Annotated in this window: 28 protein-coding genes; 15 read left to right on the forward strand and 13 right to left on the reverse strand. The window is 60.9% G+C overall.

Features of this window, described 5'->3' with window-relative positions:
* The first annotated feature begins 206 nt into the window (after positions 1 to 206).
* The 4 genes from ACILRC_RS07425 (at position 207) to ACILRC_RS07440 (ending at position 2,873) form a co-directional block, all read left to right on the forward strand.
* Positions 207 to 821 (forward strand): LysE family translocator, encoded by a 615-nt coding sequence (locus tag ACILRC_RS07425; RefSeq protein WP_395668723.1) that lies wholly within the window; start codon positions 207 to 209, stop codon positions 819 to 821.
* A gap of 171 nt (positions 822 to 992) precedes the next feature.
* Positions 993 to 1,379: a hypothetical protein gene (locus ACILRC_RS07430; protein WP_395668724.1), complete on the forward strand. Its 387-nt coding sequence runs from the start codon at positions 993 to 995 to the stop codon at positions 1,377 to 1,379.
* A 9-nt stretch (positions 1,380 to 1,388) separates the two neighbouring features.
* Positions 1,389 to 2,147, forward strand: a complete 759-nt coding sequence (locus ACILRC_RS07435; RefSeq protein WP_395668725.1) for a class I SAM-dependent DNA methyltransferase — start codon at positions 1,389 to 1,391, stop codon at positions 2,145 to 2,147.
* A 219-nt stretch (positions 2,148 to 2,366) separates the two neighbouring features.
* Entirely contained in the window at positions 2,367 to 2,873 is a 507-nt protein-coding gene (locus tag ACILRC_RS07440; RefSeq protein WP_395668726.1) for a phosphoribosyltransferase family protein, read from the forward strand.
* A gap of 271 nt (positions 2,874 to 3,144) precedes the next feature.
* Here ACILRC_RS07440 and ACILRC_RS07445 read toward each other — a convergent pair whose 3' ends face one another.
* Positions 3,145 to 4,221: an alkene reductase gene (locus ACILRC_RS07445; RefSeq protein WP_395668727.1), complete on the reverse strand. Its 1,077-nt coding sequence runs from the start codon at positions 4,219 to 4,221 to the stop codon at positions 3,145 to 3,147.
* A 252-nt stretch (positions 4,222 to 4,473) separates the two neighbouring features.
* Between ACILRC_RS07445 and ACILRC_RS07450 the strand changes: the two genes are divergently transcribed.
* From ACILRC_RS07450 to ACILRC_RS07465, 4 genes are read left to right on the forward strand one after another with little or no spacing between them, the layout of a single operon-like run.
* On the forward strand, positions 4,474 to 5,223 hold the full coding sequence (locus tag ACILRC_RS07450; RefSeq protein ID WP_395668728.1) for an SDR family NAD(P)-dependent oxidoreductase: 750 nt from the start codon (positions 4,474 to 4,476) through the stop codon (positions 5,221 to 5,223).
* Positions 5,224 to 5,276: 53 nt separating this feature from the next.
* Positions 5,277 to 6,158, forward strand: coding sequence for a DUF6920 family protein (locus ACILRC_RS07455; RefSeq protein ID WP_395668729.1), 882 nt, complete (start codon positions 5,277 to 5,279; stop codon positions 6,156 to 6,158).
* A complete protein-coding gene (locus ACILRC_RS07460) occupies positions 6,155 to 6,721 on the forward strand; it encodes a type II CAAX prenyl endopeptidase Rce1 family protein (RefSeq protein WP_395668730.1) in 567 nt (188 codons plus the stop codon). The genes ACILRC_RS07455 and ACILRC_RS07460 overlap by 4 nt, the downstream gene beginning before the upstream one ends.
* Positions 6,721 to 6,849 (forward strand): hypothetical protein, encoded by a 129-nt coding sequence (locus ACILRC_RS07465; protein ID WP_395668731.1) that lies wholly within the window; start codon positions 6,721 to 6,723, stop codon positions 6,847 to 6,849. The genes ACILRC_RS07460 and ACILRC_RS07465 overlap by 1 nt, the downstream gene beginning before the upstream one ends.
* 39 nt (positions 6,850 to 6,888) lie before the next feature.
* On the opposite strand, the gene ACILRC_RS07470 is transcribed toward ACILRC_RS07465, so the two are convergent.
* The 3 genes from ACILRC_RS07470 to ACILRC_RS07480 form a co-directional block, all read right to left on the reverse strand.
* On the reverse strand, positions 6,889 to 7,683 hold the full coding sequence (locus tag ACILRC_RS07470; RefSeq protein WP_395668732.1) for a hypothetical protein: 795 nt from the start codon (positions 7,681 to 7,683) through the stop codon (positions 6,889 to 6,891).
* An 81-nt stretch (positions 7,684 to 7,764) separates the two neighbouring features.
* Entirely contained in the window at positions 7,765 to 9,339 is a 1,575-nt protein-coding gene (locus ACILRC_RS07475; RefSeq protein WP_395668733.1) for a methyl-accepting chemotaxis protein, read from the reverse strand.
* 605 nt (positions 9,340 to 9,944) lie between these two features.
* Positions 9,945 to 11,057 carry an Acg family FMN-binding oxidoreductase gene (locus ACILRC_RS07480; protein ID WP_395668734.1) on the reverse strand — a complete coding sequence of 371 codons (1,113 nt, stop codon included), beginning with the start codon at positions 11,055 to 11,057 and terminating at the stop codon, positions 9,945 to 9,947.
* A 217-nt stretch (positions 11,058 to 11,274) separates the two neighbouring features.
* On the opposite strand from ACILRC_RS07480, the gene ACILRC_RS07485 reads away from it, so the two are divergent.
* Positions 11,275 to 11,685 carry a cation-transporting P-type ATPase gene (locus ACILRC_RS07485; protein ID WP_395668735.1) on the forward strand — a complete coding sequence of 137 codons (411 nt, stop codon included), beginning with the start codon at positions 11,275 to 11,277 and terminating at the stop codon, positions 11,683 to 11,685.
* Between the two features lie 119 nt (positions 11,686 to 11,804).
* Here ACILRC_RS07485 and ACILRC_RS07490 read toward each other — a convergent pair whose 3' ends face one another.
* The 3 genes from ACILRC_RS07490 to ACILRC_RS07500 all read right to left on the reverse strand — a co-directional run bounded on the left by ACILRC_RS07490 (position 11,805) and on the right by ACILRC_RS07500 (position 13,583).
* Positions 11,805 to 12,404 carry a hypothetical protein gene (locus ACILRC_RS07490; protein ID WP_395668736.1) on the reverse strand — a complete coding sequence of 200 codons (600 nt, stop codon included), beginning with the start codon at positions 12,402 to 12,404 and terminating at the stop codon, positions 11,805 to 11,807.
* A 36-nt stretch (positions 12,405 to 12,440) separates the two neighbouring features.
* Positions 12,441 to 12,845 carry a cupin domain-containing protein gene (locus ACILRC_RS07495; RefSeq protein WP_395668737.1) on the reverse strand — a complete coding sequence of 135 codons (405 nt, stop codon included), beginning with the start codon at positions 12,843 to 12,845 and terminating at the stop codon, positions 12,441 to 12,443.
* 63 nt (positions 12,846 to 12,908) lie between these two features.
* Positions 12,909 to 13,583: a hypothetical protein gene (locus ACILRC_RS07500; RefSeq protein ID WP_395668738.1), complete on the reverse strand. Its 675-nt coding sequence runs from the start codon at positions 13,581 to 13,583 to the stop codon at positions 12,909 to 12,911.
* Positions 13,584 to 13,774: 191 nt separating this feature from the next.
* On the opposite strand from ACILRC_RS07500, the gene ACILRC_RS07505 reads away from it, so the two are divergent.
* From ACILRC_RS07505 to ACILRC_RS07520, 4 genes are read left to right on the forward strand one after another with little or no spacing between them, the layout of a single operon-like run.
* Complete coding sequence (locus ACILRC_RS07505) at positions 13,775 to 14,971, forward strand: acyl-CoA dehydrogenase (protein WP_395668739.1); 1,197 nt, start codon at positions 13,775 to 13,777, stop codon at positions 14,969 to 14,971.
* Between the two features lie 21 nt (positions 14,972 to 14,992).
* Positions 14,993 to 15,391 (forward strand): hypothetical protein, encoded by a 399-nt coding sequence (locus tag ACILRC_RS07510; RefSeq protein WP_395668740.1) that lies wholly within the window; start codon positions 14,993 to 14,995, stop codon positions 15,389 to 15,391.
* A gap of 5 nt (positions 15,392 to 15,396) precedes the next feature.
* Positions 15,397 to 16,503 (forward strand): calcium:proton antiporter, encoded by a 1,107-nt coding sequence (locus ACILRC_RS07515; RefSeq protein WP_395668741.1) that lies wholly within the window; start codon positions 15,397 to 15,399, stop codon positions 16,501 to 16,503.
* A 19-nt stretch (positions 16,504 to 16,522) separates the two neighbouring features.
* Positions 16,523 to 17,761 carry a CaiB/BaiF CoA transferase family protein gene (locus ACILRC_RS07520; RefSeq protein ID WP_395668742.1) on the forward strand — a complete coding sequence of 413 codons (1,239 nt, stop codon included), beginning with the start codon at positions 16,523 to 16,525 and terminating at the stop codon, positions 17,759 to 17,761.
* Between the two features lie 3 nt (positions 17,762 to 17,764).
* On the opposite strand, the gene ACILRC_RS07525 is transcribed toward ACILRC_RS07520, so the two are convergent.
* From ACILRC_RS07525 to ACILRC_RS07550, 6 genes are read right to left on the reverse strand one after another with little or no spacing between them, the layout of a single operon-like run.
* A complete protein-coding gene (locus tag ACILRC_RS07525) occupies positions 17,765 to 20,020 on the reverse strand; it encodes a hypothetical protein (RefSeq protein ID WP_395668743.1) in 2,256 nt (751 codons plus the stop codon).
* Positions 20,021 to 20,024: 4 nt separating this feature from the next.
* Entirely contained in the window at positions 20,025 to 20,756 is a 732-nt protein-coding gene (locus tag ACILRC_RS07530; RefSeq protein ID WP_395668744.1) for a hypothetical protein, read from the reverse strand.
* Positions 20,757 to 20,790: 34 nt separating this feature from the next.
* Positions 20,791 to 21,138, reverse strand: coding sequence for a hypothetical protein (locus ACILRC_RS07535; RefSeq protein ID WP_395668745.1), 348 nt, complete (start codon positions 21,136 to 21,138; stop codon positions 20,791 to 20,793).
* 28 nt (positions 21,139 to 21,166) lie between these two features.
* Complete coding sequence (locus tag ACILRC_RS07540; protein ID WP_395668746.1) at positions 21,167 to 21,664, reverse strand: Tfp pilus assembly protein FimT/FimU; 498 nt, start codon at positions 21,662 to 21,664, stop codon at positions 21,167 to 21,169.
* Positions 21,661 to 22,182 (reverse strand): type IV pilin protein, encoded by a 522-nt coding sequence (locus tag ACILRC_RS07545; RefSeq protein WP_395668747.1) that lies wholly within the window; start codon positions 22,180 to 22,182, stop codon positions 21,661 to 21,663. The genes ACILRC_RS07540 and ACILRC_RS07545 overlap by 4 nt, the downstream gene beginning before the upstream one ends.
* A gap of 17 nt (positions 22,183 to 22,199) precedes the next feature.
* Entirely contained in the window at positions 22,200 to 23,000 is an 801-nt protein-coding gene (locus tag ACILRC_RS07550) for a Crp/Fnr family transcriptional regulator (RefSeq protein WP_395668748.1), read from the reverse strand.
* A 512-nt stretch (positions 23,001 to 23,512) separates the two neighbouring features.
* Here ACILRC_RS07550 and ACILRC_RS07555 point away from each other — a divergent pair.
* Positions 23,513 to 24,748 carry a homoserine O-acetyltransferase gene (locus ACILRC_RS07555; protein WP_395668749.1) on the forward strand — a complete coding sequence of 412 codons (1,236 nt, stop codon included), beginning with the start codon at positions 23,513 to 23,515 and terminating at the stop codon, positions 24,746 to 24,748.
* Positions 24,745 to 25,326: a methionine biosynthesis protein MetW gene (gene metW, locus ACILRC_RS07560; protein ID WP_395668750.1), complete on the forward strand. Its 582-nt coding sequence runs from the start codon at positions 24,745 to 24,747 to the stop codon at positions 25,324 to 25,326. The genes ACILRC_RS07555 and metW overlap by 4 nt, the downstream gene beginning before the upstream one ends.
* Position 25,327: the final 1 nt, after the last annotated feature.

The following is a 25,327-nucleotide window of genomic DNA, read 5'->3' on the forward strand; positions in this document are numbered from 1 at the left end:
GCGGGAAGTCGATCGGCGGGCACAGAAGAGTAACCTACAGGATCAAAGCGCCTGAGAAGCCTGCACAATGCGCTAACGCAATGCTCTAGCGCTGCAACGCCGCGGCGACTGATTCGCGCTGAGTCCACAGTATTGGCATCTTCATTGTTTGCAAATCGGGGTTGTTTTGCTGTTTGGTTAGACCCCGCACTAGGAGGCTCATGCCCATGTTCACCGCCGAATTCCTTATAACGTCATTCATCGTGGTGTTGATACCGGGGACAGGCGTCGTGTTCACCGTGTCTACGGGTATTGCCCAAGGCAGGCGTGCAAGCTTCTTCGCTTCGGTCGGCTGCACGCTGGGAATTTTTCCACACCTATTGGCCACAATTTTTGGTCTGGCTGCCGTCATGCACACTAGCGCGCTGGCATTTCAGGTACTCAAGTACGCTGGTGTGGCGTATCTGCTTTACCTCGCAGTTGCCACATGGCGCGATCGCTCAGCTTTTGCGGTGCAACCCATGCTGGGTAATAGCAGTGCCACGAGTTTGGTCACAAAGGCTTTCTTGCTGAACATTCTCAACCCTAAGCTCACCATTTTCTTTCTAGCCTTTTTGCCGCAGTTCGTGCAGCCTGGTGCCGCCTCTCCATTGGTCCAGCTTCTTGGTCTTAGTGCAGTCTTCATGGCAATGACCTTCGCGGTGTTCATCACCTACGGTCTTCTCGCCCATGCTTTCCGCAAAGTTGTAATTGAATCTCCGCGCGCTCAGGCTTGGCTTCGTCGCGCGTTTGCTGCCGCATTTGCCGGGCTCGCTGTACAGTTAGCCAGAGCAGAGCGTTGACGTCGATACTTCTTTAGGCTAACTAGTGGAGCGCATCGGATTTCAATCAAAAGCGCGCCCCTCGGAGGGCACTATCGAGTTCTCACGTGAGGGCGTCGCGGACGATGAGCCGTTTACATGCGAGGCCATGGCGGTGTTCCATGCGCCTGTTAAACAACAGCATTCGGCGACATGAGCAATACCTCTCGCCACATTGCTGCCGCACTTGCCTGGCTGATTGCGCTGCCTATCTTTGCGTTGGCTCTGTTTGCGTTTGGCGTTCTGCCGAGTTCACAGGTGTATTCGGTACTTCTATCGCTCGTCTGGAGCATTGGTTTGGCGGCCATCTTCTGCTCGTGGGCACTGCGCGATGCGCCAGCTCATGGTAAGTCACGCAACGTGGCGCTCGGGTTTACGGGTGCATGGTTTCTAGTTTTCTTCCTCGCAGTTATCCCATACCTGTTTGTTACGCGCGGCGCGAAGGCCGGTTTGGTCGCCGCGCTCAAGTTTGTGTCCTTGTGCCTAGGTATCGCAATCGTCTGGCTGGGCGCGCCAGTCGTTGTCGGTCGCCTCTTGTAGATTGACTCTATGACCGCCGCCTTCTACGACCAGCTTGCTCCGTACTATCACCTGCTCTATGGTGATTGGGAAAGCTCAATTGCCACGCAAGGTGCAGCACTTGCCACAATGCTTCACAAAGCAGGCGTACTCCCGGGTGATCAAGTGCTTGACGCGGCCAGCGGGATCGGAACACAAACCCTTGGCCTTCTTGAACGTGGCTATCGGGTAACAGCCTCCGACATTTCGCCGGGAGCGATTGAGCGACTCAAGGTCGAACTGTCGCGTCGCTCTCTTCAGGCCACAGCGTTTGTCGATGACCTTCGCACGCTTAGCCACACGCCATCCGAGTCCATGGCTGCCGTGCTTGCGTGCGACAACAGCATTCCGCACATCTTGTCTGACGGTGAACTGCTCCAGGCTTTCCGAAGTTGCTACCGTTGCCTCCGGCCAGGTGGTATTGCTGCCTTTTCGGTAAGAGACTACGCGGCGATCGAGCGAATCAACCCAGACGTGCGCCCTTACGGCCTGCGCCGCGAGGCGGGGAATCGTTTCCTTGCAGTGCAGGTTTGGGAGTGGGACAACGACCAATACGATCTGCGCGTCTACCTCACGTCAGAATCAGCAGAAGGCATTTGCGAAACCCGGGTCCTGCGGAGCCGTTACTACGCCGTTTCAATCGAGCGCCTACTGTTGCTGCTTGCAGAAGCCGGGTTTGTTTGCGCTGAGAGACGAGACGACATACTCTTTCAGCCTGTACTTTTGGCGCGTCGGCCAAATACGGTCTAGCCCGTCTGCAGGGATACTCCGTGCGCTGACGTCGACCCCATGTCACAGACACCTTGTTGTTCTGCCAGAAGGAGTCCAAGATGCCCAAGCGGGGATACGGCGAAAAACTTGGACTTTTCATGTCGCAATCCCAAGGCGCGCACAGTAGGGGCAACTTACAGGCCACAGGCGCTGCCGCCGAGCAATAGCCCAACTGTCAGACATCACCTAGGAAATGCCGTGCCCTCCTACGCTGCACTCATCAACCGCGACACAGGCGGACGCTGCGACGTGTCGCCCATCTTTGCTGATCCACATGCGTTTGCAGACTTAGTGAATGACATGTCAAAGGCGTTCATCGAATCCAAGGTGACTGCTGTCGCGGCGATAGATGCATTGGGATTCATACTGGGCTCGGCGCTCGCGCTTCAACTGAAAGTGCCGCTTTTTCTGATCCGCAAGGGCGGCAAACTACCCACCGCTGTAGACCGTGTGACCTTTGTCGACTACTCCGGAATTGACAAAGCACTTGAACTTGCCAAAGGCGTTGTGGATTGCGGCGCGCGGGTTCTTGTAGTTGACGAGTGGATCGAGACTGGAACGCAAGCGCAAGCGGCAGCAACACTGGTTCAACGCCAAGGCGGTAAGGTCGTAGGCATCTGCGCCATCAATATCGATGACACCGCAGGGACACAGGATCTCCGTGACCGCTATCACTGTGTGTCGGCCGTAACTGCCGTTCGATGATGATTGACCTGTGCAGAGAATTGCCAGCCGCATTGGCATAAATGCCCACCCTGGTATCTAACACCAGGTCCGCGACTTCGCCCGATTCGGTCGAAATGCGCACACGGTGGCGCCCAAGTCGACATATAGAAAAAACACTTTCTGAATGACCCAAGACTGTGAAAACACGAGCTTGAGTGACCTTCAGCGGCTGTTGCCGGAGTTTCGGCTCTCCGAGCCCTATTCGTTAGTTGGACTCCAGACTTGGCAAACAGCTCGCTGCGCCAGCCGCTTACGCCCCCATTTCCGGATAGTCGGTGTACCCCTTGGCACCTGGAACGTAGAAGGTTGCCATGTCAGCCTCGTTCAGCGGCGCATCCTGCAGCATGCGATTGACCAGATCGGGGTTGCCAATGAAAGGGCGACCGAAGGCGATCAGGTCGCCCAGCTTGCGCGCAAGCGCGCTCTGCGCACGCTCGCGGTCGAAGCCGCCACACAAAATGAATGCACCGTTGAATGCCTCGCGCAGCGCGAGCGTAAAGTCTGCGGGTACCGCCGGAGCACCTATGGCTGCATGGTCGACATGGTGCAGGTACAGCAGATCGAGTTGTGACAAGCCCTGCGCAAGCGCCAGAAACTGCGCGCGCACTTCAGGAAAGTCACCTGTGCCGTTGAACACGCCATAGGGCGACAGGCGCATGCCCACCTTGTCGGCGCCGATGGCCCCAATGGTGGCGCTCGCAATTTCCAGGGCCAGGCGGTTGCGCGCCTCGATGGTGCCGCCATAGATGTCGGTTCGGGTGTTGATCAACGGGTTGAGAAACTGCTCGATCAAGTAGCCGTTGGCCCCATGCAGCTCAACGCCGGCAAAGCCCGCTTTGATGGCCAGCCGGGCGCTCTCCACATACTCCTCTTTGACCTTGACGATGTCGTGAATGCCCATGGCACGCGGCGCGCTGTAGGGCTGCATGCCGGCGGTGTCGGTAAACATCTCGCCTGGGCAGGCCACGTCGGTTGGCCCCAGCACCTCTGCCCCGCTGGGCAGGTTGGCCACATGGCCGACCCGACCGCAGTGCATCAACTGCACAAAAATTTTGCCGCCTTTGGCATGCACCGCATCGGTAACCACTTTCCAGGCAGCCACATGGGCCTCATTGAACAGGCCGGGTATGCGCGGGTAGCCCAGCGCATTGGCACTGGGCGAGGTGCCTTCCGTGATGATGAGACCTGCCGTTGCACGCTGGCTGTAGTACAGAACCATGAGCGGGTCGGGTACGTGGTCGCGGGTGGCGCGACTGCGCGTCATGGGTGCCATGACGATGCGGTTGGCAAGTGACAGGCCGCGCAGGGAGTAGAGGTCAAACAGCATGGGGGTGTCCTGGTAGGTGGTGGAAGCCTCCATTGAGAAGAACATGCCTCTTCGTGTCGGTGCGTTTGCCAACGCATCCAAGCTGTGATCTGGCAAGCGCAAGGAATGGGCAACCCAGTGCGCGTGTCATTGGCCGCTGCAGGTGTGTTGGTTGGCTAACAGACGCCACAGGGTGCGCGGTCTCAAACTGGGCCACACAGGGCGCAGCGTCGCTGGTCGGACCCAAACACCCACTAGATATGAAAGCCCATCATGCTCAAAGGCAAAGTTGCATTGGTTACCGGCGCGTCGTCCGGCATCGGGCGAGCTACTGCATTGGCGTTCTCCCGGGAGGGGGCACAGGTAGTGGTGTCTGACGTCAACCAAACGCAGGGTGAGGAAACTGCTTCCTTGCTCCGGGCCCATGGCGGCGCGGCGATTTTTGTGTGCACCGATGTCGGCGTCGCCGCTGAAGGACAGGCTTTGGTGGCTGCTGCGATTGCTGAATATGGACAGCTCGACATCGCCTGCAACAACGCAGGCATTGGCGGACAGAGTGCGCTGACCGCCGACTACCCGTTGGACAGTTGGGCGCAAGTGATTCAAGTCAATCTCAGCGGCGTCTTCTATGGCATGCAGGCACAGATTGGCGCCATGCTCAAGTCCGGGGGCGGCTCCATCATCAACCTGGCCTCAGTTCTGGGTGCAGTGGGCGGGCCACGGTCACCTGCGTACACCGCAGCCAAGCATGGTGTGATCGGGCTGACGCAAACAGCAGCATGGGAATATGGCGCGAACAAGATTCGCATCAATGCCGTGGGCCCCGGCTTCATCCACACCCCGATGGTGAAAAACTTAGAGGCCAACGCGCAGGTCAATACAGCGCTGATCGCCGCACACGCGCTCGGGCGCTTGGGGAATCCGGAAGAAGTGGCCGAACTCATTACCTGGCTGGCATCCGACCGTGCGTCCTTCGTCACAGGCGCGTTCTATCCCGTGGACGGCGGCTACCTTGCGCGGTGAACTTGGGCTGGGAGACCACGTGTTGTGAAACCAAGTTGCCGCAAGGCGTCTTCATGACCGGGCTGCTGTGGCTGGGGCTCGCTTTGGGCCTGCTGCTTGGCAGTGGGCTCGCAGCGCGCAGCATGGGTGCCCATCGGTGGGCCACGCTGGTTCGCTCGCACCTGCAGCAGCTCGAATCGGGCAGCGTTGGAGCGCACGGGCGCTTGCCCTCACCCACGAAGTTTGACGCGCGTGAACTCGGCGGCCTGCCAGCGCCAGTGCAACGCTACTTTCGCGCGGTGCTGGCCGATGGGCAGCCGATCATTGCTGCGGCCACCCTGTGGATGACAGGCAGCATGAACTTGTCGGTGACCGCCGAGCAATGGAAACCCTTCACGTCGCAGCAGCAGGTGGTCACCCGCAAACCAGGTTTCTTGTGGAATGCGCGGGTGGCAATGTTTCCCGGCATCCCAGCGCACGTGGAGGACAGCTACATCGCTGGCCATGGCAGGTTGATGGCGAAGGTGCTGGGTTGGTTCACGGTGGCCCAGTCCGAAGGCCAAGGCGAGATCGCCCGTGGCGAGTTAATGCGCTACTTTGCGGAGAGCCCGTGGTACCCCACGGCGCTGCTGCCCAGCCAGGGCGTGCAGTGGAAGGCGGTGGATGCTGCTGCTGCCACCGCCACCATGGTGGATGGCCCGATCACCTTGACGATGCTGTTTCGCTTTGGCGATGCAGGCCTGATCACATCGGTGCATGCCGACTCGCGGGGTGCTGGCGTGGGCAAGGACGGGCGCATGGTGATGCTGCCCTGGGACTGCGCCTTATCGGACTACCGGGCCCAGGACGGCATGCTGATCCCCATGGCCGGTGAGGCGGCGTGGGTGCGGCCCGAGGGCCGCAAGGCGTACTTCGTTGGTCGCATCACATCGCTGCGTTACGCGTTATTACCATGATGTGGCGGCACGGGCTGCAGCGCCAACCGCTGCTCGGCTTTTGCGTGCTGGCGTTCGGCTGGTCATGGGGCTGTTGGGGGCTAGCGGCGGCACTCAAGCTCCAGCTGGCGTGGCCCGCGCAGGTGCTCATGTTCGCGGGCGGCTTTGGGCCCAGTATTGCTGCTGTGTTGGTGGTGTGGAGCGGGCGTGGTCGAAGTGGATTGCGCACTTGGCTGCGGGACTGCATGCAGTGGAACGTGGGCTGGGGTTGGTTCGCATTGGCTTTTTTCGGACCGCTGGTGGTGGTGGCGCTGGCCGCAGGTTTGCATGTCGCCTTGGGCGGCAGCATGCCGCCGTCACCGGCTTGGGGGCAGATTCCGCTGGCGGTGATCAACCTCTTTGGGGTGCTGCTGTTGGGCGGGCCACTGGGTGAGGAGTTCGGCTGGCGCGGATACGCGTTGCCCCACCTGCAGGTGCGCATGGGGTGGCGTTTGGCCAGCTGGCTCGGCATACACGCGGCAGCGTGGCAGCAGCCTTGGCGCTGCACACCGCGATCAATTACTGGCCCGCCATCGTGCCCGTAATGCCCACCTTGGAGAACAACCGGCCTTACCTGCTGGTGGTGGTGATTCAGGTGGTGCTGGCGGCGGGGCTGATGGTCTGGCCTGGGCACGCGACCTTGGCTACGCGCAGGGTTGAGCCGACAACGTGAACTCCTTGTTCCTCGCGCATGCCGTGGTCTCTATGCCTCTCACACCACCACAGTCCGCCCATAAAACCCGACCTGCTCCGCAGCCGTCATGGTGACGCCAGGTCGGTCGAAAAATGCAAAGATCGCGACGATGCGCTCGCGGGGCCCCTGCACTGGCACCACGCGGTGCAAAGTGTTGACGCCACGAAAAACGTTCAGCGCGCCCGGCTGCAGGCGCACTTGCTGTACCAAAGGGTCCTCACCGCGCAGCAGCGCAGCCACGCCGTCGTAGTTAGGTGAATCCGCACTGCGCAGGTTGGTTCGGTACTCCAGCTCTCCACCAGACAGTGCCGCCTGCAAGAGGATCGTGGTGGTGAATTCCGACCGGTCAAAGTGCCAGTTCAAAGCCTCTCCCGCGCGACTGGCTTGGACGTTGACCCGCGCCATCGGGTCGTCCATGCAGTAAAGCGCCGCCTTGCCCATGGTCGCGGCAAGAAAGTCTGCAAACGGCTGCCATTCGTAGAGCGCGATCACCGGATTGCCTTGCAGCTGGTCGGCACACAGCGTGTGGTTGACCGTCTCGACCGCTTGGAGCGCCGGATGGTCAGGCGACAATCCATCAACACGGTCTCGAAAGTAAATGTTGTGCTTGCGCGCATGGCGAAACGATTGGGTTGCCATGCTCGGCCCGACAGCTTGCGCTGCGGCCGAGGTCGCGGCTGGAAGCAAGAATCCCGGCAAGTCGAACATGCCATCGGCCGCAAGCCGGCGCCGGCAATCGGCCACCAAGTTCCCATACGCCGGGGTGTCGGGGCGGTGGATGGGGTAGGTGTGAAGATCAATCAGATGGTCCATCGCACAGAACTTTCATCGTAGACAAACACCTGGCCAGGTTCGGCAAGGGCAGCCTAGCGCTGCTACCGTGGTAGCTGCGGCTTAGGCCAGCAGCCTGCCGGTGGTTTCATGGCCGAGCTTGAAGACACTGACCACTTGCACCAGCGTGCTGGCTTGGGTATTGAGGCTTGCAGCTGCGGCTGCGCTCTCTTCTACCAACGCAGCGTTCTGCTGTGTGGCCTGGTCCATCTGGCTGACGGCCTGACCCACCTGTGCCACACCGTTACTTTGCTCGACAGAAGCGCTACTGATCTCACCCATGATGTCGGTCACACGGCGGATCGAACTCACCACCTCGCCCATGGTCTGACCGGCTTGGTCCACCAGCGCGGTGCCCTGCTCCACGCGCTCAGCGCTGGCGCTGATCAGGCTCTTGATCTCTTTGGCCGCTTCGGCGCTGCGTTGTGCCAGGCTGCGCACTTCGCTGGCCACCACCGCAAAACCCCGGCCCTGCTCGCCGGCGCGGGCGGCTTCCACAGCCGCATTAAGTGCAAGGATGTTGGTCTGAAATGCGATGCCGTCAATGGTGCCGATGATGTCGGAGATCCTCTTGCTGGACTCGCTGATGCCCTTCATGGTTTCAACGACCTGGCCGACCACTTCGCCGCCGGTGATAGCCACGCCTGAAGCAGCTTGAGCCAGCTGGTTGGCCTGTTTGGCATTGTCGGCGTTCTGGCGCACCGTCGTGCCCAACTGCTCCATGGTCGCAGCGGTCTCTTCCAGCGCGCTGGCTTGCTGCTCCGTGCGCTGGCTCAGGTCCTGGTTGCCTTGGGCGATCTGCGCGCTAGCGGAGGCTACGCTCTCGGCATTTCCACGCACTTCAATCACCACACGCGCCAAGGCGCTCTGCATCTCACCCATGGCAGAGATCAAGGGCGAGAACTCGTCGCGCTTGGAGTCGGTCACCGCGCGGGTGAAGTCACCGTCTCGCACCCTTTGGGCAGTTTCACTCACCTCGCGCACCCGACCGCGCAGTCCATTACCAATGGTCCAGGCTAGCAGCATCAAACCCACGGCGATGGCCATGCCCATCACGATGACGGCAACCCGTGTGCTCTCAGCCGGCCCACGCACGGCGGCAACCTGCGCACTCAAGGTGTCTTGTTGGTACTTCACCGTGTCGGCAATTTGCGTCAACAGCGCATTGCGCGCGGGAATTGTCTTGTCGACCAGGAACTCGAAAGCTCCGGCGGTGTCGCCCGCAGTGATCTTGGCGATGTTGGCGCCGCCCACGGCCCAGAAGTTGGCGGTCGCGCCCTTCAACCCCTCAACGCGCCTGCGGCCCTCCTCGGTGGACACGTTCTTCTCGAAGTCGGCCATCAGTGCATCGACCGTGGACTTGATCTCACCGACGTTGGCCAATGTGGCAGCCCGTTCTTCTGGCGTTCGCGAGAGCATTGCGTGGCGCAACTGCAGCGAAGCGCGGGTGATACTCAATTCGAAGTCGGCCATGCGATCGAGTTGCGGCAACAGCACGTTTTCAGCACGCTGTGTACCCGCGTCGATCTGGCCCAGCTGTTGGGCCGTATACACCGAAGAGCCGATGAGGCCGAGGATGACCATGGCCACAGCGGCATACAAGCGGCCAATCAGGCCAAACGATGTGAGTGATTTCAATTTAACTTCTCTTTCAATGTTGCGTGGTGGTCGGGCTTGGCATGGCAATGTAGTGATGCGCCTGGCGTGAACTGAGCCTTTGAAGCCGGGCGCGGGCCTGATCTGACGGTGTCGGTGTTGTTGGCAGCGTCCAGTGCCTGGGCCGCTCGCAGGACCAAATTTCTTGCACACGCAAGATGTCCATGCCGTATTCGTCTGCGCCGAGTCGCAATGTGGGCACCTCGCGCGGGACGACCATCCGCTGGGCGGCGGTGGTCTGAAGTTTTTCTGTAGTGTTGACGCTCATTGTTCATCTTCGTCCGTTCCCTCTTTGGACTATCGGCCATCCATGGTGTGAGGTCAAGGCTGAAAAAAGGACTTTTGCACGCCTGTCGCTCAAGCAACACAGACCACCTCACTTTCGACTAGATGGATGCGGGTAGTTGCACGTAACCGATGACTGCGCTTGCGCCGTCGGGTGCGCCTGTGCTCTGGCTGCGACTCGGCTATAGGCGAAGACCGCTTGGCATCGGACAGCCAAACCTCATCGAGGTTCCGCCCATCGCGTCGCACACTCCAAGTCGTTTTGGAGCGACTTCAAAACCGCAACATTGCTGTGTGGGGGGTCACACCAGCACCGCATCCACCGGCCGTCGCAACGATCGCGGCATGAGCGGCCCCCGACCGAAGCGCACCACGAGGTCCGGGCGCTGATCGCCAAGGCCCAGAGCAGAAGCAAACGGCAGCCGCACTGCTGCCACTTCAACCGGTTGGTTGAGGAACGCATTGCGGATGCCCAGCGCTGTGGCCTGCAGCGCGAAGCGCTCGTAGCAGCGCCCCACCTCCACCCAATTCGCCTTATCTGCCCGTTCACCCACAAACAGCGCGATGCCCGCAGAACTGCGCACCTGCCTTGAATACTTGTCGTTATCGCTCTTGGGCGTGAGGATCCAGCGCAACGCCAGATCGCCAATCCAGGTCGGGATGTTTGGGTTACCCGAGCACAGGCTGTACAGGCCGTCGCGTGTACGAACCGCATCGGCACCGTTGAAGCGGATCCAGGCTTTGAGCTCCTTCATGAAGGCAGGGTCGGCCAGCTGCGCAGTGTTGGCTTCCATCACGTACTCCAGCGTCTGCTCCATGGCGGCGCGGTCGGTCTGCAACAGCAAGCGCACGCTGTCTGAACTGCCGGCGCTTTGAAGCAGGGCCTGTTCTTCGGCAGAAACTGGCGTGCTGTCGTAGTCTGCGCGCGTGGATTGGCGAATGGAAATTGCGCTGAACATGGGGGTCGCCTGCGCCCGAACCGGCTCCAGCATGACGCGCACAGCACCGGTGGCCGCATCGAATTGCGCATCCCCCCGTAAGCCGTGTGCGAGGGCCGCCTGGACCAGGTTTTCGGTTGCGCACCCCAGCGAGACAAAGAGGTGGTGATCGTCCGGATCTACAGCCGGGCAGCGGCGTGCCAGGTCGGGCAGGATCGCAATGGATCGGCCGTTGCCCTCCAGCGCGAACTTCCAACACTGCGTGTTGTGGCTGGAAGGCGCCAGCGTGGCGTAGCGCACCAACTCACGACGCAGGGCGACACCATCCCGAGCGGTAGGGGCGCCTGGATGCCAGATGCGCTCGGCGACCGTGTCATAGCGCTGGTCCTCAGACTCCATCGAACAGCTGGCCAGCGTAGGCGTCGCGGCCGCGATCAGCCACGGCACAGTGGCGGAAAACCGTCGGCGGGTGATCATGGCATCGCGCCCTGATCGCCCGGGCGGGCGGTGAGGGTCCGTTGGTCCGCGGACCGCACGTGGACTTTGGGCTGGCAGAGGTGCATAGGGGGTCGTCCTTCGTGCCAACGGGCCTGTCAGCAGCTTGACTCTGCGTTCGACCGCCCGCCGTGTCTGTTCGGTGCCGTACTGTGCGCAAGCCAACTTACTTTTGCCCTGTATCTGGCCAAGCTTGGTCATGGGTACTTCTGTCATCACGCCGGTTCCCGGCAGCCGCCAAGGATTGAGCGCGTCCGAGGCGGCACACCGGCTGCAGCGCGACGGTCCGAACACGCTCGGACCGCAGCAAAAGCGCAGCTTCTGGCACTTGATGGGTGAGCTGATCCGCGACCCCATGCTGCAGCTGCTCATCGGTGCGGGCGTGGTCTACCTGTTTTTGGGCAGCACGGGCGAGGCACTGATGCTGCTCGGCTTTGTGGTGGTGAGCATTGCCATCAGCGTCAGCCAAGCCCAGCGGACCAAGCGCGTGCCAGAAACGCGGCGCGGTCTGACCTCAGGCTGGAAGCCACATCAGTTTGTTGAGGGTGCGCTAAAAACCCGCTTCGTACCTGACCAACGTCAGATCAAAGCGAGAAAGGGTGGCATCTAACGCTTGCAGGTACTTTCCACGTAGTCAAGAGGCGCATGCGACAGGCGTTCCTTGTTAAGGATACTTTGAGCGTAGGCGTGAGGTAAAAGTGTCTGAAAACGACGAGGCCGCACATCAAGCTATTTGGCCAAGCCTGACTTACGCCACTGCTGCAACACAGTCGCGACATACTTCTTTTGACAATCGTCCTTGTTGCCAAACGCGCGTGGCGAAAAACACTCAGGGCCGTCTGATGCATATTCAGAGCGATAAACCACTTCATAAATTTGTCCAGGCGATTGCGGCTGAAGTTGACTCAAGCTGCCGACCCAGACGCGACCGTCCACGATACGATCCCCCGTCGAGTAAGTCGCCAGCGTAAAGTTGCTGAGTTTTTGCATCCAAACATGCGAGTAGCCGGGTGGGATGACGGGTCTGATTTTTTCGGTGTGCAACACATAGTCCGCATCGATGCTCAGACCCTTTAGCTCCTTAACCATTTCCTTGGCTATCGGCTCGTATCTCCACGCTGCGTTGTCCTGCTTGGAGTAAACCATTCCGCTTGGCAAATACTCAAACTCGATCCCTAGATCGACCACAACGAGCACCTTTTTGACTGGCAAAGGCGCCACGATTGCCTTCTGCTCTGAACGCACTACGGGATCTGCCACGGTCGCGCATCCGGCTAGAGCACCGATAGTTAGCAAAACAAGTAGCCACTTATGGAGAATATTCATCATGTTCGCTTTCGGCTGGGCCCTGCTGTGTTCTCGGCACTAAGTATGTTCAACGCACGCTTGGAAATGGTACTCGACCTGGCTGAAATCACTGATCGCAAACACATACAGAATCATCAGGTCAGCTTCGTTAGAGTTGTTAATCTGGTGCCGGGCATTGCCAGGAATGAACAGCATTCTTCCGGGTTCGACTTGATGCACCACGTCCTGAATGGTGACCGTTCCACGTCCTGACAGTGTGAAATAGGTTTCCGGCTGTGCGTGGCGATGGGGCTCCAGCGATTCACCTGTTCTGAGGCGAACGACGCCCATGGTCATGTCGTTTTGGCAACCGGAATGGCTGCCCAGCAACTCCTTCCACTCCGCCTTGCCGCGCAGGGCCACCTGATCGGGTGGCCAGCCCGTCCATTCAAGCTCATCAAGGTGTTTGGAGGCGACTTGCATGGAATATCTAGCCGAGTTGGAAGGCCGCCATTCTAGGAGCCGCGCGATACGCTGGCCTGCGCGCTAAGGCAAGTGACCCACCAGATCTCGGGCCGACTCCTGAACAATGTCCTTCATGGAAACGTATTCCTCCGCGATGGATTCATGCGACACGGTGGACTCTTGGGCACCTTCCCACGCCACCGAGCCGTCCTGGCTATCCCAGATCTGGAGGAACAGCCGGATCGTGCTGGTTTTGGTTTCCAGCACGCGCACGCCCAGAAAGCCGAACCGGCTTTTGGATTCTTGGCGAAACGCGCCGAGTTTCAATTGGGCCAGATACCGTGTCTTGGTAACCTTTGCGACCTTCTCCAGCGTCTCGCGATCAAAGATGCCGGTCAAACGGTAGTCTTCGAACATCTGCCGGTATTCGCGCGTGAGCCCTTGGCGGTTGATTGCGCTGAGCGTCTGCGACAAGGACATGACGCCGAGGTCCGGCCTGCGCTGGAGCAGTACTTCTGTGAACGACATCGCCAGGGCTTGCTTGTCTTCTTCTTGTCCCGTGATGGACGAGGGCGTGATGAAGGCAATGCCGCCCGCGCGCAAATCGTCCCGCTGCAGCGCCACCACCAACACCTGCGTCGTCGGGATGCTTTGCTGGGTTTGGGCCTGAATCTGCTGGTTGGCGCAGGCGCCTAGCAGGGTGGACAGCCCAATGGCTATCAGTACGCTGCTGGCAATTCGTTGGCTTGCAATCATGTTGCGTCCCGGGAGTAAAGCTTCTCCCCACACTAGACAAGCAGCAAGCCTGTCACCGTGCTGTAGCGCACACACCGATGACCCGTCCGATGCCAACATCAGCCGGTCTTTCCCGCCCGAAGTACCATTGCCAACGCTGCGGCGAAGGTTTGGCCCCGCACGCATTCGCACCGCCCTCTGGAGAGATTTGCATGGCCCATGCCGCCTTTCACTGGCAAGACCCTTTTTTGTTGGATGCCCAACTTAGCGATGATGAGCGCATGGTGCGCGATGCGGCTGCCGCATATTGCCAAGACAAGCTGTTGCCACGTGTGACCCAGGCTTTTCGGGATGGCAGCACCGACCCGCTGATTTTTCGGGAAATGGGCGAGCTGGGTCTTCTGGGCCCGACCATCCCCGAGGCCTATGGCGGCCCGGCCCTTAACTACGTGAGCTACGGCTTGATTGCGCGCGAGGTGGAGCGGGTGGACAGCGGCTACCGCTCCATGATGAGTGTGCAAAGCTCGCTGGTGATGCTGCCGATTTTTGAGTTCGGCACCGAAGCGCAGCGCCAAAAGTACCTGCCCCGTCTGGCCCGTGGCGAATGGATTGGCTGCTTTGGTCTGACCGAGCCGGACCACGGTTCGGACCCCGCCTCCATGGCCACGCGGGCCCACAAGGTACCCGGCGGCTACAAGTTGACGGGCACCAAGATGTGGATCAGCAACAGCCCGATTGCCGATGTGTTTGTGGTCTGGGCCAAAGAGGTGTCCGAAGGCGGCGCAGTCGGCCCGATACGCGGTTTCATTTTGGAAAAAGGCATGGCGGGCCTGAGCGCGCCGACCATCCACAGCAAGGTGGGGCTGCGCGCCAGCATCACCGGCGAGATCGTGATGGACGGCGTGTTCTGCCCCGAAGAGAACGCGCTGCCCGAGGTGCGCGGCCTCAAAGGGCCGTTCACCTGCCTCAATAGTGCGCGCTACGGTATTGCCTGGGGCGCTTTGGGTGCAGCCGAAGACTGCTGGTTGCGCGCCCGCCAATACACCCTGGACCGCCACCAGTTTGGGCGCCCGCTGGCGGCCAACCAGCTCATCCAGAAAAAGCTGGCCGATATGCAAACCGAAATCGCCTTGGGCCTACAGGGCTGCCTGCGCTTGGGCCGCATGAAGGACGAGGGCAGCGCGTCGGTAGAAATTACTTCCATCCTCAAGCGCAACTCCTGTGGCAAGTCACTTGATATCGCCCGCATGGCGCGCGACATGATGGGCGGCAACGGCATCAGCGACGAGTTCGGCGTGGCACGCCACCTGGTGAACCTGGAGGTGGTCAACACCTACGAGGGCACGCACGATATCCACGCGCTGATTCTGGGCCGTGCCATCACTGGCATCGCTGCGTTCTCCAACTGAGCCCTGCGCGTAAGTTTCACCATGTACCAAATGATGCTAACCACCTTGCGCCTTCTGCTTACCCTGGTCACTGCGGTCCTGGTGTCACCATTGCACGCGCAAGAAGGCGGCGTGTGCCGCAGCGTGTGCGAGACTGAAAAAACGCAGTGCCGGGCCGGCACCGTGTCGGGTACCACTGCAGCCGGCTTGGCCGCAGCCGGTGTCGTGGCCCTGGGGGTGGACCAGGGGCGGGTGATAGAGCGCATCATTGAGACACCGTCGGTGCTGGATAAGCAACGCGACATGCGCGACGTGCTTGATGCACGCCAACGTGCCGCCAGCGAATCTAAGTCGGTGCGCCGTGCCTTGGACGACCGGTGCAATAGCACCTACATGCGCTGCATTGGCAGTTGCATTCCCGAGCCGACCGCCCCGAAGTAGGCACCATGGCCAACCGCTCCACCTTGCTATCGCGCCTACCGCCGGGCCTTCCTTTGTGGTGCCTGGGGCTGCCCCTGTTGGCGATGGTGGTGCTGGTCGCCACCTGGGGGCAAGGTTTGGGTCTGGTGCTGGGTTTGTTGCTGGCAGCGATGGTGTTCGCCGCCGTGGTCAGTGCGGTGCACCACGCCGAGGTGGTGGCGCACCGGGTGGGCGAACCTTTTGGCACCTTGGTTCTGGCGGTGGCGGTCACCACCATCGAGGTGGCGCTGATCGTGGCGCTGATGTTTGCCGGTGGCGAAAGCGCCAACACCTTGGCCCGCGACACCGTGTTCTCGGCCTTGATGATTGCCTGCAATGGCGTGGTTGGCTTGTGCCTGGTGGTGGGTGGTTTGCGCCACGGCGTGCTGGCCTACCGCGTCGAGGGCACCAGCCCGGCACTGGCCTCGCTGGCCGCGTTGGCGGGCTTGGCTTTGGTGCTGCCCAACTTCACCACCACCACGGCGGGCCCCACCTACAGCAGCGCCCAGCTCGCCTTTGCCGGGGTGACCGCTTTAGCGCTGTACGGCGTGTTTGTGTTTGTGCAAACCGTGCGCCACCGGGACTACTTTTTGCCGGTGGACAACCACGACGAAGACAGCCACGCCGCATCGCCGCCCAACTGGGTGGCCTGGACCAGTTTGGCGTTGTTGCTGGTGTCTCTGGTGGCGGTGGTGGGCTTGGCCAAGGCCTTGGCGCCCGCGCTGGGCCAGGCGGTGTCGCAAGCGGGCTTGCCGCATGCGGTGGTGGGCGTGGTGATTGCGCTCATCGTGCTGCTGCCCGAGACGGGCGCGGCGGTGCGCGCGGCGCACGGCAACCGCGTGCAAAGCAGTTTGAACTTGGCGCTGGGCTCGGGCCTGGCCAGCATCGGGCTGACCATTCCGGTGGTGGCTGCGTTATCGCCGATGTTTCCCTTTGCGCTGGTTTTGGGCTTGCCGCCCTCCCAGGTGGTGTTGCTGGTGCTTACCTTAATCATCAGCACCCTGACCTTGGGCAGCGGCCGGGCCACGGTCATGCAAGGCGCGGTGCACCTGGTGGTGTTCTTTGCCTTTTTGTTTTTGACGCTGGTGCCCTAAAAGGCACAAGCCCGCGCGCATGGCAGCCACGCAAGCCGCTTTGTCCCACCTGAAGGTACTGGACCTCTCGCGGGTGCTGGCCGGGCCGTGGTGCACCCAGATGCTGGCCGATTTGGGGGCTGATGTGGTCAAGGTGGAACGCCCGGGCAGCGGTGACGACACGCGCCATTGGGGTCCGCCGTTCCTGCAAGATTCAGATGGCACAGACACGCCGCACGCCACGTACTTCACCGCCTGCAACCGCAACAAACGCTCCGTAACGATCGACATCGCGCAGCCGCAAGGCCAGGCGCTGCTGCGCCAGCTGGCGCAACAAAGCGACATTCTGGTGGAGAACTTCAAGGTAGGTGGCCTGGCGCAGTACGGGCTGGACTACGCCAGCTTGAAGGCACTGCACCCCGGTTTGATTTATTGCTCCATCACCGGCTTTGGTCAAGATGGCCCTTACGCGCAACGCGCTGGCTACGACCTGATGGTGCAGGCCATGAGCGGCATGATGAGCATCACCGGCCAGCCCGAGGGCAGCCCGACGCGCGTGGGTGTGGCCTTGACCGACCTGTTCACCGGTGTCTACGCGACCAGCGCCATCCTGGCCGCGCTGGAGGTACGCAACCGCACCGGTGCAGGCCAGCACATCGATATGGCGCTGCTGGACGTAGGCATGGCCATCCTGGCCAACCAGGCCGCTGGCTTTTTGAATACCGCAGCGGTGCCGCTGCGCCAGGGGAATGCGCACCCTAGCCTTGTGCCCTACCAAGACTTTGTGACACAAGACGGCGCGATGCTGCTCGCGGTCGGCAATGACGGCCAGTTTGCGCGCTTTAGCGAGATCGCGGGCCACCCGGAATGGACACAAGACGCGCGCTTTGCCACAGGTGCTAACCGGGTTCGCCACCGTGAGGTCTTGGTACACCTCATTCAGGAGGTGACCCGCACCCGGAGCACCGCCGACTGGATTGCCGCGCTGGAACACCACGCCGTGCCCTGCGGTCCCATCAACACGGTGGCACAAGCATTTGCCGATGCCCAGGTGCAAGCGCGCGGCTTGCAGGTGGAACAGGCCACTGGTGCGTACGCCCAAAGCCAGTCCGGCGTGGCGTCCATCATCACCGTGGCCAGCCCCTTGCGCCTGCAGGCCACGCCACCGGTCCTGCGCAACGCGCCCCCCGCGTTGGGCGAACACACCGAAGCGGTATTGACGGAGCTAGGTTTGGGCGCGGCTGAGATTGCAGCACTGCGAAACGCAGCGGTGATCTAGCGCTTAGTCGGGCGCTGCCCAGAAGACACGCACCTGTGACACGCTGCCTTGGGTGCATCCGGCGGCCAGGGTGCAGTTTGCTAGTGTCGCTGGTTGCGCAGTGTTCTGTGGCGCAGCCGGCTTGCTGAAGGACGCCGTCGCCGATACTTGGCAGGCTGCGCTCATGCAGGGCGAGGCCGATGGATCGAAGGTGCTGAGGAAGCCGTCAATCACAAAGTTTATTTTGGCTGCGAGCACGCTTTCCGTCGTTCTGCCGCTTTGCCCCGATGCCAGCAGCCTGCCGTGGATGGTGACCACCGACAACCCTTCGTTGGAAGAACCGGGGTTGATGAAGACTTGGTTGCCCGCTAGCACGTTGCCAGCCACCTCCTGGCTGTCTTCAAGATGAATGTTTCCCCCCGAGAAGGCCGCACCCTGGTACGACCCGGCTACCAGTGCCGCATTGCCCAGCGCGAGCGCTGGGGTACGCAGTATGCGGTTGTCGGGATCACAGAAATTGGTGGCAAGCAGCGTACCGGAGCAGGCCCGAGCTGAGGACACCGTGTTAATTGCCGAGATAAAGACAAATCCAGTCGCTCTGATGTCGCCTGTGGCCAGGAAGGAGCCAACGTAGGAGTTTTGCTGTAGCTCCAAGTTGCCATCAAACCAATAGGCGCCGATCGGCATGTTGGTGTTCCCTATAGTCCAGGTGCGCTCAGCCGGGGCGTACGCGATGCATGGCTGCCCGGGGACAGCCGGAACACAAAAACCAATCGCCGCATTGGCCTGCGTTGGCAGGGTGCATACAGGCACCAGCGCACTTCCAACTCTTTGCATGGTGGTTTGTGTACATATGCGCATCACTCCCAACAGCACATCAGAATCTTGCGGGTGCACCCCGAGGTAGTACTTGCCAGGTGCGATGCCGCTGACGTCCTTGACGTGCAACACTATTTTTCCGTCATCTTCTGTGGTGAAGACATAGTTGGCTTCTCCGCGAAGGTAGTTCACGTCGATCTTGAAAGTTTCGGGCAACACACTTTGCATCACGGGCACCGCGACCTGAGGCAGGCGCACCACGGGCCTTGTGTTCACGCGCATCACGTTGACTGGCGGCACCAAGACCTCCAGCAGCGGTGGTGTGATCGCGCCGCCGACCTCGCCTTGCTCCACCGTGCTTTGGCGCGGCACGTAGCTGAAGTCCCCATTGCCGCGCAACATGCCTTGAATGCCCATGCCATAGCTGCGTGGCACCAGGGCGACTGCGCCATGGGCCAAAAGGTCTTTCACCGTGCCCTGTAGCGTCACGTTGCCGCGCGACGCAAGCGTGGTGCTGCCGCTGTCGCCGCTGTAGGCCTCAATGTCACCATTGGTTTCAACACTGTCTGCCGATGCGTTGCTGGTCCAGCTGAGCTTGCCCTCGGAGCGCAGGACGGCAATGCGCGCTTCCTCCGAGACCGACACATCGCCGCTGCTCTGCAAGTGTGCGATCGTGCCGCGCGTTGCGTTCACCGCGCCATTGCTGATGGCTGATCGCAGCGTTTTACTCGACTGCATGTGTATTGCGCCCATGACACGGGCGGTGCCTATGCTTGCACTGTCTTTGACCAGCAGGTTTTTGTCAGTGCAGACCGTTTCGATGGTGGTTGGGCCACCTACCGTAATGTCGCCTGTTGCACACAGATTGGATAGGTTAAGGGTAAAGCCGCCGAGGTCGACGTTGCCATCCACAAAGATCGACGCGTTTTCTCCACCCAAGAAGCGGATGGTGGCATTCGATGCATCCAGGTCACCGCGAATGACCAAGGTGCTCGGCGCAGTCGGTCTGGGGCAGGTGCCCGTCACCGCGCAGGGGTTGGGCCGCACCTGGAAAGTCACACGTACTGCGGCGGAGCTTTGGGTTTGTGTTGCCTCTGCGGCATCGGCCGCCTCCACGCGCACTGACAACTCCTGTGCGCCGTTAACCAGTTCGTTGGACATGACCTGGGCGGTGATGCGATAGCTTGCCTGGTCGCTCAGGGTGATGTCGATCGCCGTGCCTGGAAGGAGCCCCGCAACATACCCTGGCTCGGCCTCACCGAGCGCGACCCGCAAGGCGTCGGCTGCCTTCCAAGCGCGCGCATGGACCGTGGTCGTGTTCTTGAGCATCGCTGCAACCTCTTGGCTGCTGCGCACATGGTTGACCCTGGCCAGTACCAGTGCGGCGGTGGCCAGTCCCACCACCAAGACCATCAAGAGGGCAGCAAAGCCGGATTGGCGTGTGGCGCGGTGGGGGTGCATTGGCTTACCTCGTGATGTTGGTCAGGCACACCTGCGAGGTGAAGCTGCGCGTACGTTCTGCGCTGCTTGCGCTGCTCGTGGGTGCGGTGCTGGTGAAATCGGTCAGTCGCAGCACCAGGCCTGTGGTGTTGCCACGCCCGATCTGGGTAGAAAAAGGCGCACAAGTCCCTGCGTTAGGGTCCACAGAAAACACCGTACCGATGGCCAATGCACTGGTGGTGTTCGAGCTGGTGCGCGTTGCGGCGATGGTCTGTACCTGCCAGTCGATGGCGCTCCAGTCGGTACCCGCGCTGGCGCAGCGCGCTGGTGTGAGGTGCAGCAGCGCGCCACCTACGGACACCAGGCCAGCGCACCAGACCTCGTCCGGCAGTTGCGCGCTGGGGCTCCAGGACCAGACCAATGCATTGCCCACCACCGTCGCGCCATTAGAGGTCGCCAAGAGGCTTTGCAACTCGGCTTGCAGGCGGCCACCGACACCGTCTACAAACTGGGCATTGCGCAGAAGCACGATATCAGTGTCGGCCGATGCAGACGGGCCTGACACACTTCGGATGCCGAAGCCGGCTTGCATGACCAGACTCGACACCGCTTGCATAGCCAAGGCAGACTCTACATCCTGTTGGGTGGTCTCGCGCGCATCGACACTTTGCCGCAGGTTCACACGGTACAAGGTGATAGAAGCAGCAACCGCCATAGACCCCAGAAGCAAGCCAACCATCAGGGACAGCATCGACAAGCCCCGTACGCTGTGCCAAGGTGTGCGGCGCACGCTACTCCCGCACGGCCAAGGTTTGCCCGCCCAATAGGTCATTGTCAGTAAGGGACAAGGAAATCATCGGCACGCCGCTGCGTACGAACAGATGTCCGACGGTGGCTGCCACTGTGTTGGTGCAGGACACAGTCAGGGGCATGGCGCGGCCTTGAATGACGATGGTCGGTGGCACGCTCGTGGTGCACAGGGAAGCACCCTGCACCTCCAGAAGATTGCGCATCTGGCTGATGGCCTGGATCTGGATGTCTGAGTAGGCGCCAATTGCAATGGCTCTGGCCATAAGGTATGCGGGGCCACCGGCCAAGATACCCACAATCACCATGGCGATGATGGACTCAAACAGCACCTCGCCCGCAACGGCGCGCCGTCCATGCCTAGTACAACTGCACCTCACGGCTAAGCCCCCCTTTCTGGACGGTGAGTTGCAATCCCGTGGAACACGGTTGGCTGTCCAACGACACCTGCACGGGCAGCCCCAGGGAGTCCAGCGCGGCGCACTGAAAAGCCGCCGGGGCAACGGCCGGCGTGGCGCTGCTTTGCGCAATCGTGATGCCTGGTCCCAAGGGCGCCGACCATACATAGTCAGCGCCGCACCGCAGGGCGGTGCCGCGTTGAACGTACAGTGTGCCGTTGCTGGCGCATAGCGTGGCCGACTGGGTCCCGGCCAGCGCGCCGCCTGGGTTGGAGATGGCCAAAGCCTTAGTCCGGGTGTACAGGTGCTGCACCAGGCTGGCGGCCTGCTGGAGTGCGGCAGCGCTGGACCACTTGCTAGAGAGCGGCAAGGTCATCATCGATATGAGCGCGGCCACACCGATGACCAGCATGAATTCGATTAGGCCAAAACCATGCTGGTCACTACACGATTGGCTCATAGCCATGCGCTTCCTTTGCCGCATCTGGTATCGATCACTTTGGTGTTCTTCTCGTCGATGGAGAGCGCACAGCCCTGTAACAGTGCAGATTCCCCCACCGCACGCAGCACATAAGTGTTGCTTGTGCTTTCCGCAATGGTGTAGACGAAGTCGGCCGCCTGTGCGGGCTTCCAGCTCGCGAGCAGCTGCATGGTTTGCGCAGTGGTCGTGGTTGCCGCGGGGTAGGCGTTGGGGGTGGCCATGGCATGTGCGTTTTCCATGGCCAGAACCAAGGCCACCAGATCGGCTTGGGCTGCCCGAAGGCGTTGTGTCTTGATATAGCCGGTGTAACTTGGTAGCGCAATGCTGGCCAGAATTCCGACGAGCGCAACCACAATGAGCAGCTCCATCAACGACACCCCTCGGCCCCATGGGCCGGGGCGCGGGGTGGCGCAGTGCTGGATGGTGTCCGACCGCGACCGCTCCAGCGCGCGGACGTGACTGGTGATGCAGGCGTCGCCTTGCTGCTCTGGTGCCATGGCTGCGTTCACTTGCCTCAGGCGGGAACTGGGTGACTCCCGCCGAGTTGGTAGAGCAGCTGATCAAACGAAGAGTTGGGATCGGTGACGCGGTTGATGCGGTGGCTTTTGGTGAGCTCAAGCCATGCGTTCATTTTGCAAAGACGTAGCTTGCCGTAGGAAAGTCGCAGCCATCCGGAGGATTCAAGTTTCAAAATGCACTCAGAGAACAGCGTGCGGGACACGCCGCACAGGGCGGCCAGAATTTCTTGCTTGACTCGAATTTCTACCCCGGCGTCAGACTTGCCGCTGGCTTGGTTGCCTGCGCTTTGGGCAAGCGCCTCGCCCACCTGCGCTAGGCCCAGCACCACGCGAACTGCCGGGTTGCAAAACTTCATCAACATCAGCATTTCGGACGACTTCTGGAACTTCCATGCGATGTTTCGCGACACGTAATGGGGAAACTCTGTCTCGGTATCTAAGAGCTTGCGCATCACACTGGCGGGCAGGCGCATGACCTCGGTGGACGTAAGGCAGACGTAGTCTTCGAAGCTAGGTTGCGATGTCAGGATGGACTGCTCGCCAAACCATGCACCCTCGCCGTAGATGTTGATGGGTGCGAGCTTGGTCGGGGAAATGGAAACTGAGGATGCCACGAGCCCCTCGATAACAAGGTGCCAGTGATCAAAGTTGCTGCCCTTTTTGACAATGACGTCCGCAGCTTCGTAGGAACGAATGCTCACAATGTCGTGGAGCATGCGGCAGGTAGTGTCGGAAAGACCTACCCGCTTGAGCTGTTGAAATCTAAAGTTGTTGGAGAACGCGGAGGTAAATGTCATGTGTCAACCCTGGTTGATGGGCCTGTGCCCATATGAAGTACAACTACCGAAAGCCTGCGCCGCGCCTCAAGCCGAATGGAGGAGCACCCCTAATCGCAAGGCTTGGCGTGCTAGTAACGCGTCAATCTTGTTTCTGGATGCATAGGGACGTGCGATTTGTGAAATAAGTCCAAACACCCTGCGGCGGCGGGTTGCATCGACGACGCATGAGGGACCGCGAGCGAGGTATGGCTTGGTGTCGGCCGGGACAATTCACCCTTACCGACAGTCCGATAACCCAGACATCGGACCAATGTGCTTTCTAAGCTATTCGGGGGGCTGAAGTTCAGTGGGCGGTGTACCGGTTGCAGGGTGGGTTCGGTGCCCGGCTAAAATCGTTCTGCGCCGATTTGCTCCAGCTTGCGGGCGCTCTACAAATTCCGCTAAATACGGACAGAAGCCCTGCACAGGGGGGCTCCCGTACTTTGCGGCGCCGGTTTTTTTGCGGGTTTACCGAGTTGACGGATGTGTACATGCCCTTGATTGCCACGACGCAAGTCATGCACTTTGCGGCACCGCTGCGGCTGCAATCGGGTGCGTCTGTGCGCGACTACACCCTGGCGTTTGAGACCTACGGCGCACTCAATGCCGATAAGTCCAATGCGGTGCTGGTGTGCCACGCGCTCAACGCATCCCACCATGTGGCAGGCAGTTACCCTGACAAGCCCAAGTCCGAAGGCTGGTGGGACAACATGATTGGACCAGGCAAGCCGTTGGACACGAACCGCTTTTTTGTCATAGGCATCAACAACCTGGGATCATGTTTCGGCTCCACCGGGCCCATGCATACCAACCCCGACACTGGCCGCGTGTATGGCGCAGACTTTCCGGTGGTTACCGTCGAAGACTGGGTCCACGCGCAGGCGCTGTTGCTAGACCGTTTAGAAGTTGCACGGCTTGCCGCCGTCATGGGCGGCTCGCTGGGCGGTATGCAAGCGCTGGCCTGGGCGTTGCAGTATCCGCAACGGGTGGCGCATGCGGTTGTCATCGCGAGTGCGCCCAACTTGACCGCAGAGAACATTGCCTTCAATGAAGTGGCGCGACGGGCCATCGTCACCGACCCCGACTTCCATGGCGGCCACTTTTATGACCATGGCGTTCTCCCAAAACGCGGCCTGCGCATAGCCCGCATGATCGGCCACATCACCTACCTGAGCGACGACGTGATGAACGAAAAATTCGGCCGCCAACTGCGCAGCGCCGCACAGGCGGTGGCAAGCGTGGGGGCCACCGAGCCAGCGCCGGGCCGCCCCCAGCAGGCGAGCACCCCCTTGGGGGGCAGCGCAGCACGCGCAGTGGCAAGCGTGGGGGCCTATCGCTACAGCACCCAGGAGGTGGAGTTCCAAATCGAGAGCTACTTGCGCTACCAAGGCGACAAGTTTGCGGAGTACTTTGATGCCAATACGTACCTGTTGATTACGCGCGCCCTGGACTACTTTGACCCCGCACGTACACACGGTGGTGATTTAAGCCGTGCCTTGGCCGCTGCAACGTGCAAGTTTTTGCTGGTGAGTTTCACCACCGATTGGCGCTTTAGCCCCAGCCGCAGCCGCGAGCTGGTCAAAGCCTTGCTCGACAACAAACGCAATATCTCGTACGCCGAGATCGACGCGCCCCATGGTCACGACGCCTTTTTGCTCGACGACCCGCGTTACCACAGCGTGGTGCGGGCCTACTTTGACAATATTGCGCGCGAGGTGGCCGTATGAGCGACGCCGCCATTCAACACGCCCTGGCCGAGCTGGTGCCCCGGGGGGCGCGCGTACTCGACCTGGGCTGCGGGGACGGTGCCATGCTGGACTACTTGCAGCGCACCCGCGCCTGCACCGGCTATGGGGTCGAATTGGACGGCGCCAATGTGCTGGCGTGCATGCAGCGGGGCGTCAACGTCATCCAGCTCAACTTGGAGGCCGGCCTGGCCTTGTTTGAGGACGCATCCTTTGATGTGGTGCTCCAGATCGACACCCTGCAGCACCTGCGCAATGCGGAGACCATGTTGCGCGAGACGGTGCGGGTGGGGCGCGTGGGCATCGTCGCCTTCCCTAACTTTGCGCACTGGCACAACCGTTTGAGCGTGTTGCGTGGACGCATGCCGGTGACCAAGCGCCTGCCATATCAGTGGTATGACACGCCCAACATTCGCGTAGGCACCCACGCCGATCTGGCGATGCTGGCGCAACGCAACGGTTTGCGTGTGCTCGACAGTTTCGGTTTGCAAGAGGGCCGCACCGTGCGCTTCGCCCCCAATCTGTTGGCGGGAACTTCGGTCTACAAGTTGGCCGCTTAGT

Source organism: Rhodoferax sp. (genome assembly GCF_044236835.1).
Classification (GTDB): domain Bacteria; phylum Pseudomonadota; class Gammaproteobacteria; order Burkholderiales; family Burkholderiaceae_C; genus Allorhodoferax.

Excerpts from the sequence above, each read along its gene's own strand:
- ACILRC_RS07540 (WP_395668746.1), bottom strand. The coding sequence starts at position 21,664 with ATGAGCCAATCGTGTAGTGACCAGCATGGTTTTGGCCTAATCGAATTC.
- ACILRC_RS07450 (WP_395668728.1), top strand. The coding sequence starts at position 4,474 with ATGCTCAAAGGCAAAGTTGCATTGGTTACCGGCGCGTCGTCCGGCATC.
- ACILRC_RS07445 (WP_395668727.1), bottom strand. The coding sequence starts at position 4,221 with ATGCTGTTTGACCTCTACTCCCTGCGCGGCCTGTCACTTGCCAACCGC.
- ACILRC_RS07485 (WP_395668735.1), top strand. The coding sequence starts at position 11,275 with ATGGGTACTTCTGTCATCACGCCGGTTCCCGGCAGCCGCCAAGGATTG.
- ACILRC_RS07520 (WP_395668742.1), top strand. The coding sequence starts at position 16,523 with ATGGCAGCCACGCAAGCCGCTTTGTCCCACCTGAAGGTACTGGACCTC.
- ACILRC_RS07555 (WP_395668749.1), top strand. The coding sequence starts at position 23,513 with ATGCCCTTGATTGCCACGACGCAAGTCATGCACTTTGCGGCACCGCTG.
- metW (WP_395668750.1), top strand. The coding sequence starts at position 24,745 with ATGAGCGACGCCGCCATTCAACACGCCCTGGCCGAGCTGGTGCCCCGG.
- ACILRC_RS07430 (WP_395668724.1), top strand. The coding sequence starts at position 993 with ATGAGCAATACCTCTCGCCACATTGCTGCCGCACTTGCCTGGCTGATT.
- ACILRC_RS07545 (WP_395668747.1), bottom strand. The coding sequence starts at position 22,182 with ATGGCACCAGAGCAGCAAGGCGACGCCTGCATCACCAGTCACGTCCGC.
- ACILRC_RS07480 (WP_395668734.1), bottom strand. The coding sequence starts at position 11,057 with ATGATCACCCGCCGACGGTTTTCCGCCACTGTGCCGTGGCTGATCGCG.
- ACILRC_RS07550 (WP_395668748.1), bottom strand. The coding sequence starts at position 23,000 with ATGACATTTACCTCCGCGTTCTCCAACAACTTTAGATTTCAACAGCTC.
- ACILRC_RS07425 (WP_395668723.1), top strand. The coding sequence starts at position 207 with ATGTTCACCGCCGAATTCCTTATAACGTCATTCATCGTGGTGTTGATA.
- ACILRC_RS07525 (WP_395668743.1), bottom strand. The coding sequence starts at position 20,020 with ATGCACCCCCACCGCGCCACACGCCAATCCGGCTTTGCTGCCCTCTTG.
- ACILRC_RS07495 (WP_395668737.1), bottom strand. The coding sequence starts at position 12,845 with ATGCAAGTCGCCTCCAAACACCTTGATGAGCTTGAATGGACGGGCTGG.
- ACILRC_RS07515 (WP_395668741.1), top strand. The coding sequence starts at position 15,397 with ATGGCCAACCGCTCCACCTTGCTATCGCGCCTACCGCCGGGCCTTCCT.
- ACILRC_RS07505 (WP_395668739.1), top strand. The coding sequence starts at position 13,775 with ATGGCCCATGCCGCCTTTCACTGGCAAGACCCTTTTTTGTTGGATGCC.
- ACILRC_RS07510 (WP_395668740.1), top strand. The coding sequence starts at position 14,993 with ATGTACCAAATGATGCTAACCACCTTGCGCCTTCTGCTTACCCTGGTC.
- ACILRC_RS07500 (WP_395668738.1), bottom strand. The coding sequence starts at position 13,583 with ATGATTGCAAGCCAACGAATTGCCAGCAGCGTACTGATAGCCATTGGG.
- ACILRC_RS07455 (WP_395668729.1), top strand. The coding sequence starts at position 5,277 with ATGACCGGGCTGCTGTGGCTGGGGCTCGCTTTGGGCCTGCTGCTTGGC.
- ACILRC_RS07490 (WP_395668736.1), bottom strand. The coding sequence starts at position 12,404 with ATGATGAATATTCTCCATAAGTGGCTACTTGTTTTGCTAACTATCGGT.
- ACILRC_RS07465 (WP_395668731.1), top strand. The coding sequence starts at position 6,721 with ATGCCCACCTTGGAGAACAACCGGCCTTACCTGCTGGTGGTGGTGATT.
- ACILRC_RS07435 (WP_395668725.1), top strand. The coding sequence starts at position 1,389 with ATGACCGCCGCCTTCTACGACCAGCTTGCTCCGTACTATCACCTGCTC.
- ACILRC_RS07470 (WP_395668732.1), bottom strand. The coding sequence starts at position 7,683 with ATGGACCATCTGATTGATCTTCACACCTACCCCATCCACCGCCCCGAC.
- ACILRC_RS07460 (WP_395668730.1), top strand. The coding sequence starts at position 6,155 with ATGATGTGGCGGCACGGGCTGCAGCGCCAACCGCTGCTCGGCTTTTGC.